Source organism: Paradevosia shaoguanensis (genome assembly GCF_016801025.1).
Classification (GTDB): domain Bacteria; phylum Pseudomonadota; class Alphaproteobacteria; order Rhizobiales; family Devosiaceae; genus Paradevosia; species Paradevosia shaoguanensis.
Genome location: NZ_CP068983.1, coordinates 4,362,467 through 4,375,614 on the forward strand (window position 1 = coordinate 4,362,467; position 13,148 = coordinate 4,375,614).

19 protein-coding genes and 1 pseudogene are annotated in these 13,148 nt (G+C 62.6%); 15 read left to right on the forward strand and 5 right to left on the reverse strand.

Going from position 1 to position 13,148, the window contains the following annotated elements; all coding sequences use genetic code 11:
* Positions 1–3: 3 nt before the first annotated feature.
* From JNE37_RS21175 to JNE37_RS21235, 14 genes and pseudogenes are all read left to right on the forward strand, one after another.
* On the forward strand, positions 4–438 hold the full coding sequence (locus JNE37_RS21175) for a recombination protein NinB (protein WP_203064735.1): 435 nt from the start codon (positions 4–6) through the stop codon (positions 436–438).
* Complete coding sequence (locus tag JNE37_RS21180; protein ID WP_203064736.1) at positions 438–1,133, forward strand: NERD domain-containing protein; 696 nt, start codon at positions 438–440, stop codon at positions 1,131–1,133. The genes JNE37_RS21175 and JNE37_RS21180 overlap by 1 nt, the downstream gene beginning before the upstream one ends.
* Positions 1,130–1,603: a nuclease domain-containing protein gene (locus tag JNE37_RS21185; protein WP_203064737.1), complete on the forward strand. Its 474-nt coding sequence runs from the start codon at positions 1,130–1,132 to the stop codon at positions 1,601–1,603. The genes JNE37_RS21180 and JNE37_RS21185 overlap by 4 nt, the downstream gene beginning before the upstream one ends.
* On the forward strand, positions 1,600–1,839 hold the full coding sequence (locus JNE37_RS21190; protein ID WP_203064738.1) for a hypothetical protein: 240 nt from the start codon (positions 1,600–1,602) through the stop codon (positions 1,837–1,839). Before JNE37_RS21185 ends, JNE37_RS21190 begins: the two co-directional genes overlap by 4 nt.
* Positions 1,839–2,309, forward strand: a complete 471-nt coding sequence (locus JNE37_RS21195; protein WP_203064739.1) for a hypothetical protein — start codon at positions 1,839–1,841, stop codon at positions 2,307–2,309. Before JNE37_RS21190 ends, JNE37_RS21195 begins: the two co-directional genes overlap by 1 nt.
* On the forward strand, positions 2,296–2,574 hold the full coding sequence (locus tag JNE37_RS21200) for a hypothetical protein (RefSeq protein ID WP_203064740.1): 279 nt from the start codon (positions 2,296–2,298) through the stop codon (positions 2,572–2,574). The genes JNE37_RS21195 and JNE37_RS21200 overlap by 14 nt, the downstream gene beginning before the upstream one ends.
* The gene (locus JNE37_RS21205; RefSeq protein ID WP_203064741.1) at positions 2,571–3,701 is read left to right on the forward strand and encodes a hypothetical protein; all 1,131 of its coding nucleotides are present in this window, start codon (positions 2,571–2,573) and stop codon (positions 3,699–3,701) included. The genes JNE37_RS21200 and JNE37_RS21205 overlap by 4 nt, the downstream gene beginning before the upstream one ends.
* A complete protein-coding gene (locus JNE37_RS21210; RefSeq protein ID WP_203064742.1) occupies positions 3,698–4,228 on the forward strand; it encodes a hypothetical protein in 531 nt (176 codons plus the stop codon). The genes JNE37_RS21205 and JNE37_RS21210 overlap by 4 nt, the downstream gene beginning before the upstream one ends.
* Positions 4,225–4,425, forward strand: a complete 201-nt coding sequence (locus tag JNE37_RS21215) for a hypothetical protein (protein WP_203063707.1) — start codon at positions 4,225–4,227, stop codon at positions 4,423–4,425. Before JNE37_RS21210 ends, JNE37_RS21215 begins: the two co-directional genes overlap by 4 nt.
* Before the next feature lie 5 nt (positions 4,426–4,430).
* Positions 4,431–4,664, forward strand: coding sequence for a hypothetical protein (locus tag JNE37_RS21220; RefSeq protein ID WP_203064743.1), 234 nt, complete (start codon positions 4,431–4,433; stop codon positions 4,662–4,664).
* Positions 4,661–4,765: pseudogene (locus JNE37_RS22705) on the forward strand (helix-turn-helix domain-containing protein); the annotation flags it as partial. The gene JNE37_RS21220 and the pseudogene JNE37_RS22705, both read left to right, overlap by 4 nt.
* An 80-nt stretch (positions 4,766–4,845) precedes the next feature.
* Entirely contained in the window at positions 4,846–5,991 is a 1,146-nt protein-coding gene (locus JNE37_RS22710) for a tyrosine-type recombinase/integrase (RefSeq protein WP_246513398.1), read from the forward strand.
* Between the two features lie 224 nt (positions 5,992–6,215).
* Complete coding sequence (locus JNE37_RS21230; RefSeq protein WP_203064745.1) at positions 6,216–6,713, forward strand: DUF3597 domain-containing protein; 498 nt, start codon at positions 6,216–6,218, stop codon at positions 6,711–6,713.
* A gap of 69 nt (positions 6,714–6,782) precedes the next feature.
* Positions 6,783–7,238, forward strand: coding sequence for a hypothetical protein (locus JNE37_RS21235; RefSeq protein WP_203064746.1), 456 nt, complete (start codon positions 6,783–6,785; stop codon positions 7,236–7,238).
* Positions 7,239–7,292: 54 nt separating this feature from the next.
* Here JNE37_RS21235 and JNE37_RS21240 read toward each other — a convergent pair whose 3' ends face one another.
* Positions 7,293–8,642, reverse strand: a complete 1,350-nt coding sequence (locus JNE37_RS21240; RefSeq protein ID WP_203064747.1) for an MFS transporter — start codon at positions 8,640–8,642, stop codon at positions 7,293–7,295.
* 176 nt (positions 8,643–8,818) lie between these two features.
* Positions 8,819–9,409 carry a MarR family winged helix-turn-helix transcriptional regulator gene (locus tag JNE37_RS21245; protein WP_203064748.1) on the reverse strand — a complete coding sequence of 197 codons (591 nt, stop codon included), beginning with the start codon at positions 9,407–9,409 and terminating at the stop codon, positions 8,819–8,821.
* Positions 9,410–9,531: 122 nt separating this feature from the next.
* Between JNE37_RS21245 and JNE37_RS21250 the strand changes: the two genes are divergently transcribed.
* A complete protein-coding gene (locus JNE37_RS21250) occupies positions 9,532–11,091 on the forward strand; it encodes an MDR family MFS transporter (RefSeq protein WP_203064749.1) in 1,560 nt (519 codons plus the stop codon).
* 185 nt (positions 11,092–11,276) lie between these two features.
* Here JNE37_RS21250 and JNE37_RS21255 read toward each other — a convergent pair whose 3' ends face one another.
* The 3 genes from JNE37_RS21255 to JNE37_RS21265 form a co-directional block, all read right to left on the reverse strand.
* The gene (locus JNE37_RS21255) at positions 11,277–11,765 is read right to left on the reverse strand and encodes a MerR family transcriptional regulator (protein ID WP_182397435.1); all 489 of its coding nucleotides are present in this window, start codon (positions 11,763–11,765) and stop codon (positions 11,277–11,279) included.
* Positions 11,766–11,789: 24 nt separating this feature from the next.
* The gene (locus JNE37_RS21260) at positions 11,790–12,101 is read right to left on the reverse strand and encodes an integration host factor subunit alpha (protein WP_035039059.1); all 312 of its coding nucleotides are present in this window, start codon (positions 12,099–12,101) and stop codon (positions 11,790–11,792) included.
* Positions 12,102–12,196: 95 nt separating this feature from the next.
* Positions 12,197–13,105, reverse strand: a complete 909-nt coding sequence (locus JNE37_RS21265; protein ID WP_052016229.1) for a beta-ketoacyl-ACP synthase III — start codon at positions 13,103–13,105, stop codon at positions 12,197–12,199.
* Positions 13,106–13,148: the final 43 nt, after the last annotated feature.

Sequence of the window (13,148 nt, forward strand, 5' to 3'; positions counted from 1 at the left end):
CCCATGAGCGATCGCCAGTCCTTCGTGCTCATCAACGACCATGTGCGGGGCAACGCCATGCGTGCCCTGCGCGACGCGGCGCCGAATAGCCGCGTCACCGTTGCCCCGCCTCAGCGGAGCCTAGACCAAAATGCGAAGCTGCACGCTATCCTGACGGACCTATCGCGGTCGGGCATCGAGTGGGCCGGCGCTCAGCGTACCGTGGATGAATGGAAGGTGCTCATGGTGTCGGGCCACGCCGTCGCCACCGGCGCAAAAGCCGAAGTGGTGCCCGGGATCGAAGGCGAGTTCGTGCCGATCCGCGAGAGCACGGCCAGCATGTCGGTGGCGCGGGCGGCGAGCCTCATCACCTACATTCTCGCCTTCTGCGACATGAACGGTGTCGAGCTGCACGAAACCCGGCGCGGTGGCTTCCTCGATGGCGCGAGGGCGGCCTGATGCCAGCTTATCGCAGCAGTGCCGAGGCCGAAGTGCGTGATGCCGTCGTGGAAAGACTTCGGCTAATCCGCCCCCAAGCCAGGATAATCCACGAAATAAACGTGAGCACCTATGGCCCCAATCGCATTGACGTGCTGGCCGTAAGCCCGGCCGAGATCGTTGCTGTCGAGGTGAAGTCGGCAAGGGACAAACTGGACCGCCTGCCGAGCCAGATCAAAAGCATGATGGGATGCGCCCACCATGTCGTCGCGGCCCTTCACGAGAAATTCCTTGTCGAGCGAGAGACAGGTGTACACGCAGCGCACTACCAGCGCGACGGACGGTACTATTTCCGCGACCTTCCCGAGAACACCGGCATCAGACATCCTGTTCTTGCTTGGATTTTCCCCGAGAAACGTCGGGCAATGAAATCCGTGGTAGAGGGCGGCGTCGACTACACGGCCTACTGGAGCCAGCCCGACCAAACCTACGAGGAAACACTACCAGCCGCAGCCTTGGAAATCCTATGGCGCGATGAGCTCGCCGAGCTTTGCGGGAGCCTCGGTGTTCCCTCGGGGCGCCGCTCGAACATGTCGGACATGGCGCGCGCCCTGCGCTGGCATTGCAGCGGCAAGGAACTGACGAAGGGCATTTGCTCCGCGTTGCGGGCTCGCCGCTGCGTCGAGGCCGACCCTGAAATCGAGGCTGCCGCATGACCCCGCGCCAACGCCTCGAGCCCATCCGTTCCAACAAGTACCTCTCGGCCGCCAAGGGCCAGCCGTGCCAGCTTCGCTTCGCCGGCATCTGCCTCGACCCTTCCGGCCTTGGCCACGAAACCACCGTGTTCGCCCATTTCCGGCACGGCAAGGGTATGGGCCAGAAGGCGCACGACTTCGACGGCGCCGACGCCTGCGCCAATTGCCATCGCTTCCTCGACGAGGGTTGGAGCGGCAAGGTCAGCTACGCCATCGTCCTCGAGACAATGCTGCGAGGCCTGGAGCGCACGCTGGAGAACCGTATCAGGCGCGGCGTGCTGGTGATGCCGATCACCATCGAAACGCCGGCTAGCGCCCGCCCTATCAAGTCGCGCAAGCCCCGCGAGGAGCGCCAGCGCATTCCCAGATCGCAAAACCCATGGCCGCAAGGGAGGAAGATCCCGACGCGGCAGAAGGAGCGGACATCGTGACTAAGCTCATCTCGCCAGACACCATCAGCTTCCGCGCCACCGTCACCGAGGAAGAAATTCGCGAGCGCATGGCCTCTGAGGTGCTGGAGCAGATCGGAGGCCTCGATCCCAACGGCAAGCCGTTCCCGGGCATCAAGGTCAGGGTGAACCGCGGCACGGGGCGCGGCGGCGGCTACACGATCGATGTCTCTGGCCCGGCGCCCGCGCGCATCTACCTGCCGAAAGGTGGCGATTGATGAGTCGCCAGGCCGACGCCATTACCTCCCCCGATCTCCATTCCCTGCTGGATAGGGTGCGCAAGGCGACGGGACCTGATGCGGTGCTCGACGCGGAGATAGCGGTCGCGATCGGCCCTATCGTCATGCGCCAGACCTCATACGGAAGCTACGCCTTTTTCGATCGGCGCCGGGACAACATGTGCTTCCTGTGCAACGTCCGGAGCGCTCCGTTTGACGAGCTAAGCACTTGCCTTTCCGTTCCCTCCTACTCCTCCTCCCTCGACGCCACAGTTGCGCTGATCGAGGAGAAGCTGCCGGGTTGGCAACGCGCAAGCGGCACCTGTGGCGAGCAGGATATGCCATGGGCCTGCCTCACCGAGCCTGACGAGCCGTGCCGGGACTTCTCCGCCGATGCGCCGGACGAAGTGCTCGCCCTTCTCGACGCCCTCCTCCAAGCCCTTATCGAGGTGCACCATGACGAAGCCTGACGATATCCCGCAGGATGTGTGGGAGACGGCGCAGTCCTCTATCGCTGAGGGAATGCGTTCCACGAATATCCCCGAGGCAGTGTCCCGCGCCATCCTCGCCGAGCGTGAGCGCTGCGCGAAAGTGGCTGAGCGTGATGCCGACTGGTCAAAGTTCGGGGAAAGAGACGTCTCCCAATGGGAGGATGGACCCGATGGGGCACGGGACTACCGCCTCGGAATCGCTGCCGGCCGTTCTATTGCCGCTGCCATCAGGAGCCACTCATGAGCACCAACCCCATTAGCGAGAAACTGCTGGCGGAAATGCTGGCCGGGCTGGAAGGCGTGACGCCGGGGCCTTGGTATACGACCGGGGCGCCGTGGTTCTCTGGCAATGATGGCGTGCTGGCTGGCTCCCCAGATGGCAATATCGCCTACCTGATTGCAGACTGCGACGATGGCATGAACCCTCGCAACGAATATGTCGAAGGTCATGGGCCGTTCCCGCTTGGCGACAAGGACGCTGACGCCGCCCACATCGCCCGCTGCGATCCCGACACTATCCGCTCCATCCTCACCGAACTCCGCGACCGTCGCGCTGCCGACAGCCACGCCAACCAGGCCGTGGTGACGGAGGAGGTGCGACAGGCCGCTATCGACGTCGATTTGTGGCTGAAATCGGCTCTGGAATGCCGAGAGTGGGTTTGGGATGGCGATCAACGCGCGGCCGCAGAGGATGCCCGTACGGCCCTCACCGCCGCCCTCTCCCGCGCAGAAGGGCAAGAGCCGGTGGCCTATCTGCACAAGCCCACGGGCAATGTCTTCAAGGCCGCAGAGTTCCGGCCGCTCTTGACCGCTTGGCAACGGCAATTCGCCGATACGCATGCCGCTGAGGAAATAGAGGCAGATTTCCTCCCTCTCTACCGCTCGGCACTGGTCGAGGCTCCCGCGCCGGCCGTGCCTGATGGGTGGAAGCTGGTGCCGGTAGAGCCGACCGAGGCAATGAAAGTGGCTGCGTTCGGCCCCATTATTGAAGGCGGTCGCGGCGGCCCCATCACCAAGGATTTTCTGCGGCAAGAGATTGGCATCGGGACTTTCAAGGCCATGATCGCCGCCGCCCCGCTGCAACCCGTTGCAACGCACCGCCACAAGAAGAGCGGCGGCGAATACGTGCTGCTCGGCATCGGCAAGATGCAGGCGAAGCACTGGGTGGACAAGAAACCGTCCATTGATGCGCTGATGAAAGAACCGCCAGCGTCGGTGCCGCCTCCCTCCGTCGATATGCACCCAGTCGCTATGTACCAGTCCACCGATGACGGATCGCTCTGGGCGCGCCCGATCGAGGAATGGGAGGATGGCCGTTTCGAGGTTCTGGCCGCGCCTTACCAGCCTCTAGTGAGGGGAGAGGGCGAATGAGCTGCGGCTATGAAGGATACGAATTCGGCGGAGGCTATATCGATAGCTGCTGCATTGATGGTTTCTTATGGGATTTGGATAGCTGCGACGAACCCGGTGGTGGGCTGACCCATGGTGGTGACTTCGCCTGCCCCCGCTGCAACACCGGTGCATTCCTTGAGCAGGCCATAGAAGATGCAGAGTCCTGCGGGGTGAGCATGAGAACGCCCTGGTGTGGTGCAGAACAGTGGGAGCGTGCTGTCGCCAAGGCCAGAAAGGAGAACCAGGAAGGCGCAGAGGCATTCCTTGCTTCCCTTAAGCCATTCATAGCTGCCGATTGGCCCGATCGCCAGGCCGTGCACGAGGGTCGAGCAAGCTGGGAAAATACGATCAGTCGCCAATGGCCTTGGGAGCAGGAGGCGCAGGAACAGATAGAGCAGAAGCTCACGCGATCTCGCAAAGAGCCCATGATCTTCTTGCCCAGCGAGATCGAACGCGCGGCTTTCATGGCCCGTTCCGCCCTCAACCCCGAGAGGGCCGAGAAGTGAATCTGACCTACGCGCAGTACGATTTCTTGGAAGCGCTGGAAAACGGATGGAGGCTCAAACCAGCCGACGATGCCGAAGATCGCGTTCGCCAGTTTTGCAGGAAGAACGGTCTTGCGGAGGTGTTGGCGAAGCCACGTCGCTGGAGCATCACCCCCGTCGGCCGCGCTGCCCTCCAAGCCGCGAGGTCCAAGGAATGACCAGCATGCGGGAGAAGATCGCGATGGCGATTCTGGCCAAGGTGCCCCGTGGTTATGGCATGACCAAAGCCGAGGCGTCCGACTACGCCGATGCCGTCCTCGATGCTCTCATGGAGCCTACGCAGGAGATGAATGTGGCCGGCAGTGCCACCAGCGAATTGACTCCAGATGAAGTTCGCCCAAGCACTGCGGCAACCATCTTCCGCGCCATGATCCAAGCCGCGAGGGATGGAGCATGAGCGGGTTGCTCAAGCCGGCCCAAGCTGCCGATGCGCTCGGAATATCTGACCGCCAGCTCCGAGATTTGACGGACGATGGCTCTCTGCCCTTTATCAATGTCGGCAGGGGTGAGAAGCGCCTTTCACGCCGATACGATCCGAACGATATTGAGGCGTTCAAGGTCGCCCGCAGGAGAGTAGAATGTCCGTCTACAAGCGCAACGGCGTCGGCACCTATCGCTACGACTTCGAGGTCGGTGGTAAGCGATTTGTCGGAGATACGGGCGAGACTGACAAGCGCAAAGCCGAAGCAGCTCAAAAGCGCGAGCGGGAGAAAGCCCGAGATCGCCTGAGGGCCGCTGCCGACAAATTCAGCGCTAATATGACCTTCGGCGCTGCTTGCGTGCGCTACATGGAGGAAGTTGGCGAGCACCATAAGAACGCTCTGACAACCCTGTCCAATCTCGAATGGCTCCAGGCTCAACTTGGAGCCAAGACGTTGGTCTCCAACATAGACGACAACAGGGTCTCGTTCGTTGTCGCAAAGCGCCGCCGTGAGTTCCGCAAGGTCGGAAACGATCAGACGCCGAAGACACTCGTCAGCAACGCCACTGTCAACCGGACCTGCACCGAGCAGCTGCGCAAGGTGTTGCGGCGTGCCGAAACGAAGTGGGGATGCGCGGTCGGGGAAATAGATTGGGCTGGCCACATGCTGCCAGAACCGAAAGAGCGCGTTCGCGAAGCTTCAGTCGAAGAGGAAGGTCTGGTTATGGACCAACTGGACCGAGGCTATGATGATGGGGTGTTGTTCGCCGTGCTTACAGGATGCCGTCGCATGGAAATCGTTGGTCTAACATGGCAGTCCGTTGATTTCTTCAACCGCGTGTTCACTGTGATCGGAAAGGGCGAGAAAAGCCGCACGGTGCCCATGAGCAATGCGGTGTTCGACTTGCTCTGGTCTATCAAGGACAACGATCCGCAATGGGTTTTTACCTATGTGGCGGCGCGAACGGACAAGCGAAAGGGCATAGTCCGGGGCATTAGGTATCCGATGACCGACGCTGGGCTCCGAACAGCGGCCAGGCGAGCAGTCAGTGGGGCTGGCATCAAGAACCTGCGGTTCCATGATCTGCGCCACACGGCCGCGACACGTATTCTGAGGAAGTCAAATCTCAGGGTCGTGCAGAACCTGCTCGGGCACGCCGAGCCATCGACCACGGCGAAATATGCTCATGCTATGGTTGAAGACATCCGCGCCGCCATGGATGCAGCAGGCCCCGCCACAATCCCCGCCGACGAGCTGGCTTTTCGTATTAACTCACTGACGAAGCGCGGGAAATCGGGTTAAGGGAGCATGTCCCCCAGACAAATGCGCTACCAGGCTGCGCTACACCCCGACTGCGGGGAGACATAGTGAAACCGGCCTTTGGAAGCAACCCCGATTTTCGCCCCATGGGGACAATCTGTGAGATTCGGCAGGCGTCCGAACGGCCTAAGTCCCAATGCTGCCTTGAAATCTTCAACAAGGCTGTCGAATAGTCATTGGGACGACATCGCGAAGAGGAAAGTTCAATGGGACTGTTCGACGACATCAAGGCCAAGATCTTCGGCGCACCCGCCACGGCCACTCCTGCCCCCAATACCAGCGCTGACGATGCCGCCAAGGCTATCGGAATCGCTGCCGCCAACCGCGTGGCCGCTTCGCTTGCGCCCACACCGACGGCCAATGTTCAGGTCGCACAGGCTGCACCGCCCCCGGCGCCCACGCCTGCTCCGGCTGCCGCCCCTGCTGCGGCACCTGCCGCTCCCTCGGCGCCTGTCGATGTCGCCGCAGTGCTCGATGCTGCCGTGGCCAAGGCCGGACAGAAGCTCGACTGGCGCAAATCGATCGTGGATCTCATGAAGGCGCTCGGGCTGGACAGCGGCCTCGCAGCCCGCAAGCAGCTTGCCGCCGAGCTCGGCTACAAGGGCGATACCGGTGATTCCGCTGCGATGAACATCTGGCTGCACAAGCAGGTTATCCAGAAGCTCAAGGACAATGGCGGCAAGGTGCCGGCCGATCTCCTCTAGCCCGCGCGGCACATGGTAAAGTTTTCGTAAATATGCAAATATCCTCCCGGGTCTCTCTCGGGGGGAATTATGGCATCGCTCAACGTCAAACTGGCGCGCGCCGTCAAGACCAGCGCGATCTACGACCTCGTCACCTGCCTGCCGCTGGCGCTGCCCGGCATTGCCGGTGTCTACCTTTCGGTATTGAATGCGCTCAACGGGGCGATGAGCCTCGGCGGTTCGGTGGGCGAGCTTTCGCCGCTGGCCATGATGTTCATCAATTTTCTCGGCTCGCTGATCTCGATCTGGGCCGTGCTGCGCCTTATCAATCCGAGCTGGGCCAATGGCCTTACCGACGTGGCGGTTCGCACGCTCTTCTCGATCGCGATGCTCAACGCCATCCTCAATGGCGTCCCCGGTCTCGTCGGTGTGCTCTGGGTCTGCGAGCTTGGGCTATTGCTAGCCCAGGCCTATTACCTCCACCGCGTCTGGCAGGCAGAGCACCACGCCGCGACCTCGTTCGGCGCCCACGCTCCCGCCGAATAGAAAAGGCGCTCCCGCATCGCTGCGGAAGCGCCTCACAAGACATCCGTCGGCCGATCAGGCCTCGATATCGACGTCCTTGGTTTCCTTGCCGAGCAGCAATGCGATGAGCGTCAGCACCGACATGGCGGTGAGGTAGATACCCACCCAGAACGGGCTGCCCGCTCCATAGCTCCAGAGCGCCACCGCGATGAACGGGGCCACTGCCGCGCCCAGGATCGAGGACACGTTGTAGGAGATGCCTGAGCCCGTATAGCGGACATTGGCCGGGAACAGTTCGGGCAGCAGCGCGCCCATCGGGCCGAAGGTCATGCCCATGAGCGAGAAGCCGAGGATCAGCCAGGCCATCACGCCGAACGAACCGCCGGCGAGCATCGGCACCCAGACGAGGCCGAAGAGCGCGATGGCGATCGTCACCCAGATCAGGGTGCGGCGACGGCCCCAGCGGTCGGCCCAGGGCCCCGAAACCAGCGTGAAGATGCCGAAGAACACCACGCCCACGATCATCATGAGCACGAACGTGTTGTAGCTGTAGCCGAGCCCCGGCACGCCGGCATCTGCCGCCGCGCGGCCATAGCTGAGCGAGAACGTGGTCATCAGGTAGAAGAGCACGTAGGTCGCCAGCATGTAGAAGGTGCCGAGGATCAGTTCCTTCCAATGGCTGCGGAACACGGCGGCCAGCGGCAGGCGCTTGACTTGGCCGGTCTTCACCGTCTTCTCGAAAGCCGAGCTTTCGACGAGGCTCAGACGCACCCAGAGGCCGACCGCGACCATTACGATCGAAAAGAGGAACGGGATACGCCAACCCCAGTCGAGGAAGGCCAGGGAGGGCCGCGAAGGATCGTCGGACGGCATCATGGCCGCGATGATGAGGAAGAGCCCGTTGGCGATAATGAAGCCGACCGGCGCACCAAGCTGCGGGAAGGTGCCGAAAATGGCGCGCTTGCCCTTGGGCGCGTTCTCGGTCGCAACGAGTGCGGCGCCGCTCCACTCGCCGCCGAGCGCAAAGCCTTGGGCGAGGCGCAGGATCACCAACAGCGCCGGCGCCAGCCAATTGGCCATCGCATAGGTCGGCAGGAGGCCGATGAGGAACGTGGCGATGCCCATGGTGAGCAGCGCGCCCACCAGCGTCACCTTGCGGCCGCGACGGTCGCCAAGATGGCCGAAGAAGATCGCGCCGAGCGGGCGAGCCACCATGGCAGCGCCGAAGACGGCGAACGAGGCCAGGAGCGCCGTGGTTTCATTGCCGGCGGGGAAGAACAGATGAGGAAATACGAGTACGGCCGCGGTCGCGTAGACGTAGAAGTCGTAGAACTCGATAGTCGTGCCGATGAGACTGGCCAGAAGCACGCGCGAACGCGGATTGGCCGGCGCTGCATCGGCAGACGACGCAGCTAAAGAAGACATAAAAGTCGGCTCCGGAAGTACAGGCGCCCTGGAACTCGAAATCGAGGGCTCAAGGCGCGTTACTGCAAGTTTGCCCGCATGTCACGGGGTCGACCTTGTTTACGCTCCGTTCCGAAATTGTAAACGATCGATGAAAGTGAGCCGGATGTCGCCGGAGCGAGCGTTGCCGCGAGGCATCACTCCGCGTCTTCGGTTTCCTTGGGGAGAACAGCCAGCCCGTCCCTGCCCCAATGGCTGAAACGGTCGAGCAGCCGCGCGAAGGTCACGATCTCGTCTTCGCTCCACTTGCCCATGGCCCGCGCCAGCATCTTCCACTTGAGGATGCGGAATTCCTCGGTGAAGGCGTGCCCGGCTTCGGTCAGTTCGAGGCAGATACGGCGTGCATCGGCCTGTGACGCGACCCGGCGGGCATAGCCCTTGTCGACGACCTCCGACACCAGCCGGCTGGCGCGCGAAGGGTCGATAGCGAGCCGCTCGGCCACCAGCCCGACCGTCACTTCGCTCTCGGGTGAGGGATGGCCCCAGTTGGCGATGGCCCCCATCGTATCGAGATGCTGCAAATCCACGTCCGGCCCGAGCGTCGCCACGAGCTTGGCGGCAAATTCGCGTTTGCTGACACCGCGGCGGATGCGCTGCATGGTAACGTCGATTTCAGCGATGGCCTCGGCCGACCGGCGGCCGATACCCTCACGCTCGAAAACCTCGAGGCGCTTGTCGTCGTCGTTGAAATAGCAGGGGCTGCCGGGCTTTTTGGTCGGGTCGTTCATGAACCGCCTATAGCACGTGTATGTGCGCCCAGCAATAATATGCGTTACGCATATATATGTGATTGACACGCATGTGTAGGAGGCAGATAAGTCTGCGCCTACGCAAGGGACACTCGCAAATCATGACTTACATGGCCGCCGCATCCACCCCGCCCGTCCTCTCGCAACGCCGCAAGATCGTCGTCTACCTGGCTGTACTGGCCGGCATGTTCATGGCTTCGCTCGACATGCAGATCATCGCCACCGCGCTGCCGACGATCACCGAGGCGTTGGGCGATCTCGAGCTTTTCGGCTGGGTGGGCGCCGGCTATCTGCTGGTCACGGCGGCGGTTACGCCCTTCTACGGCAAGCTTGGTGATCTCTTCGGGCGCAAGCGCGTCTTCATGGTCGCCATTGCTCTCTTCACCCTGGGCTCGCTCGCCTGTGGCATGGCCTGGTCGATGCAGAGCCTCATAGCAGCCCGCGTGCTCCAGGGTCTTGGCGGCGGCGGCCTCATGACGTCGGCCTTCGCTATCATCGCCGATCTTTTCGAGCCGCGCGAGCGCGCCAAGTATCAGGGCTTCAGCTCCGCCGTCTTCACGCTTTCCGGCCTCATCGGCCCGGTTGCAGGCGGCTTCATCGCGCAGAGCTTTGGCTGGGAGTACATCTTCCTCATCAACCTGCCCGTCGGCGTCCTGGTCATCGCGGTTCTGGCCTTTGCCATGCCCTCGTTCAGCCCCAAGCGCAGCCATTCGATCGACTACCTGGGCGGCCTGCTACTCGCCGGTTCAGTCACCGCGCTGGTCTTCTGGGCCGAGGAAGCGCTGGGCGGCAGCTATTCGGGCCCGCTTATCTTCATCCTGCCGATCGTAGTCATCGCCGCCCTCACCGCCTTCGTGATGGTCGAGCGCCGTGCCGCCGAGCCCATCCTGCCGCTCGGCATTCTCAAGAATCGGCAGATTGCGCTCACGCTCGTCATGTCGATTCTGATGGGTGTGGCGACGCTGGGCATGCTCAACTATTTCGCGCTGGCCATGCAGATGATCACCGGCCTGCCGCCGGCCATGGCAGGCCTGCTCTTCCTGCCCTCCTCGGTCGGCTCGCTACTTGCCGCCATCGTCTCGGGCAACATCACTGCCCGTACCGGCCGCTACAAGATCTTCCCGGTCATCGGCATGGCGCTCGGCGTGGCCGCGCTCTACGCCTTCAGCTTCATCAATGCGGAGACTCCCTATTGGGCCATCGGCATCCTGATGTTCTGCTTCTCGATCTGCATGGGCCTGCAGATGCAGACGCTGATGGTCGCGGTGCAGTCCTCCGCGCCCAAGGCCGATGTCGGCGCCGCCACTGGCGCCCTCACACTTTCGCGCATGATCGGCGCATCCCTTGGCCTCGCCGCCAATGGCGGCCTGCTCCACGGCGCCCTGCAGCGCGCCCAGAATGCCTTGCCGGCTGACGTGGTCGCCCAACTCCCTGCACCGCTCCCCGACCTGACGCCCAAGGCCGTCCAGGAACTGCCGCCCGAACTGGGCGCCCGGATGGTCGAAGCCTTCGCCGGTGCCTTCTCCAACGTTCTCTATTTCGGCGCCGGCCTCTTCGCCGTCGGCTTCCTGCTGGCCCTGCTCCTCAAGGACGTGCGTCTGCCGGTGCAGAACAAGAAGACTGAGGAGAATGGTGCAGCCATGCCGGCGGTGGCGGAGTAGGCAGCTCAGCGCCCTCGGCACGGGGCCAACTCCAAAACACGCAAGTGCTTTTCCCCGGCGCAGGCCGGGGGCTAGGCACTCGATACGGGGTCCTGGCCCTCGCTGGGAACAGTCGATCTGAGGATATAGGCAGGCGGGGGCCACCTTCCCGCTGGAAGCAGAAGGAGCGTTGGACTCCCCCCTGCCTAGTTCTCCCGTGCTCGCTCCAGCATCCGCTTGCAGTCGAGCAATTCCCTGAGCACGCCTTCGAGCTTTTCGCGGTCCGCTGCATCCAGCGTCCGGCTGCGCGGCTCGGCAATTACGGCGGGAATGTGCTCGGAATGACCATTGGGAGCCATCTCGATCAGCTCCTCCGATTCGTCCTCGGTGTCGCTCGGAAGCGGCACGAGAGTCTCGAGCGGAGTGCCATCGGCGATCGCGATGACATAGCGGCTGCCATGATCCTTGAGGATGCGCTGCACGCCCTTGATCGTGAACCCCTGATCATAGAGCAGGTGACGTATCCCCTTGAGGAGCAACACGTCTTCGGGACGATAATAGCGTCGACCACCCCCGCGCTTGAGCGGTTTGATGGTCGCAAAGCGCGTCTCCCAGAAGCGCAATACGTGCTGCGGGAGATCAAGCTCCTCTGCGGCTTCCGAGATAGTACGGAAGGCGTCCGGTGATTTTTCCACCTCACGGCCTCCTAGAAAGAACGCTTATTTTCCAGCACGTACCATAGATTTGTTGATCTTGGATTTCAACACGTTGCTGGGTTTGAACACCAGTACCTGCCGAGGCAGGATCGGCACTTCCTCGCCCGTCTTCGGGTTTCGGCCGATCCGCTCGTTCTTGGAACGAACCTGAAACGAGCCAAACGACGAAAGTTTGACGTTCTCCCCCTTCACGAGGGCGTCACCGATGAGGTCTAGAACTCTTTCCACAAGTTCTGCCGACTCGGTCCTGGATAGGCCCACAGCTTCGTAGACTGCTTCAGCCAAATCCGCTCGCGTCACAGTTTTTTGTGCCATTCGCACCCCGCTCCGCCTCTATGGTTCCGGTTAAGCCCCTCCGCCCCCGGCACTTTTAGACTAGCGCTCAGTGCCATGGGCGGTCAACGCGCCTTTTACCAGCGGATCAACGAAGCGCCCCAGGTGAACCCGCCACCCATGGCTTCGAGCATCACGAGGTCGCCCTTCTTGATCCGGCCGTCTTCGGCAGCGACGCTGAGCGCCAGCGGTACCGAGGCGGCGGAGGTATTTGCATGGTGGTCGACGGTCAGCACCACCTTTTCAGGCGGGATGCCAAGCTTGACGCCGGCGCCGTCGATAATGCGCTTGTTGGCCTGGTGTGGGATGAACCAGTCGAGGTCGTCCACCGTCGTGCCCGTCTTGTCGAACACGTCACGCACCACGTCGGTGATGTTGCCGACGGCGTGCTTGAACACCTCTTTGCCTTCCATGCGGATGTGGCCGATGCTCATCGTCGAGGATGGCCCGCCATCCGTGTAGAGCTTGCTCCAGTGGTGCCCGTCCGAGCGCAGGCTCGACGCCAGCACACCGCGGTCGCCGTCTTCACCCAGTTCGAGCACCATGGCGCCCGCACCGTCGCCGAAAAGTACGCAGGTCGTGCGGTCGGTCCAGTCGAGGATGCGCGAAGACGTCTCGGCGCCGATGACCAGCGCGCGCTTGCCCAGCCCGTTCTTCAACTGGCTGTCGGCCGTGGCCACTGCGTAGACGAAGCCGGAGCACACGGCCTGGAGATCGAATGCCGCGCCATGATGCATGCCCAGCTTCTGCTGCACGACCGCAGCGGTGGCAGGGAACGTCATGTCAGGCGTCGTCGTCGCCACGATGACGAGGTCGATGCCGTCGATGGTCAGCTCAGCGGCCTCTAGGGCCCGCTTTGCCGCCGCCACGGCGAGATCCGAGGTCAGTTCGCCCTCGGCGGCGATATGACGCTGCTTGATGCCGGTGCGCTGCTGAATCCATTCGTCGGAGGTGTCCACGAGCTTGGACATCTCGTCGTTGGTCATCACCCGCTCGGGGAGATAGCCGCCAACGCCACGGACTATCGAT

Excerpts from the sequence above, each read along its gene's own strand:
- JNE37_RS21175 (WP_203064735.1), top strand. The coding sequence starts at position 4 with ATGAGCGATCGCCAGTCCTTCGTGCTCATCAACGACCATGTGCGGGGC.
- JNE37_RS21180 (WP_203064736.1), top strand. The coding sequence starts at position 438 with ATGCCAGCTTATCGCAGCAGTGCCGAGGCCGAAGTGCGTGATGCCGTC.
- JNE37_RS21185 (WP_203064737.1), top strand. The coding sequence starts at position 1,130 with ATGACCCCGCGCCAACGCCTCGAGCCCATCCGTTCCAACAAGTACCTC.
- JNE37_RS21195 (WP_203064739.1), top strand. The coding sequence starts at position 1,839 with ATGAGTCGCCAGGCCGACGCCATTACCTCCCCCGATCTCCATTCCCTG.
- JNE37_RS21200 (WP_203064740.1), top strand. The coding sequence starts at position 2,296 with ATGACGAAGCCTGACGATATCCCGCAGGATGTGTGGGAGACGGCGCAG.
- JNE37_RS21205 (WP_203064741.1), top strand. The coding sequence starts at position 2,571 with ATGAGCACCAACCCCATTAGCGAGAAACTGCTGGCGGAAATGCTGGCC.
- JNE37_RS21210 (WP_203064742.1), top strand. The coding sequence starts at position 3,698 with ATGAGCTGCGGCTATGAAGGATACGAATTCGGCGGAGGCTATATCGAT.
- JNE37_RS21220 (WP_203064743.1), top strand. The coding sequence starts at position 4,431 with ATGCGGGAGAAGATCGCGATGGCGATTCTGGCCAAGGTGCCCCGTGGT.
- JNE37_RS22710 (WP_246513398.1), top strand. The coding sequence starts at position 4,846 with ATGTCCGTCTACAAGCGCAACGGCGTCGGCACCTATCGCTACGACTTC.
- JNE37_RS21230 (WP_203064745.1), top strand. The coding sequence starts at position 6,216 with ATGGGACTGTTCGACGACATCAAGGCCAAGATCTTCGGCGCACCCGCC.
- JNE37_RS21235 (WP_203064746.1), top strand. The coding sequence starts at position 6,783 with ATGGCATCGCTCAACGTCAAACTGGCGCGCGCCGTCAAGACCAGCGCG.
- JNE37_RS21240 (WP_203064747.1), bottom strand. The coding sequence starts at position 8,642 with ATGTCTTCTTTAGCTGCGTCGTCTGCCGATGCAGCGCCGGCCAATCCG.
- JNE37_RS21245 (WP_203064748.1), bottom strand. The coding sequence starts at position 9,409 with ATGAACGACCCGACCAAAAAGCCCGGCAGCCCCTGCTATTTCAACGAC.
- JNE37_RS21250 (WP_203064749.1), top strand. The coding sequence starts at position 9,532 with ATGACTTACATGGCCGCCGCATCCACCCCGCCCGTCCTCTCGCAACGC.
- JNE37_RS21260 (WP_035039059.1), bottom strand. The coding sequence starts at position 12,101 with ATGGCACAAAAAACTGTGACGCGAGCGGATTTGGCTGAAGCAGTCTAC.
- JNE37_RS21265 (WP_052016229.1), bottom strand. The coding sequence starts at position 13,105 with ATGACCAACGACGAGATGTCCAAGCTCGTGGACACCTCCGACGAATGG.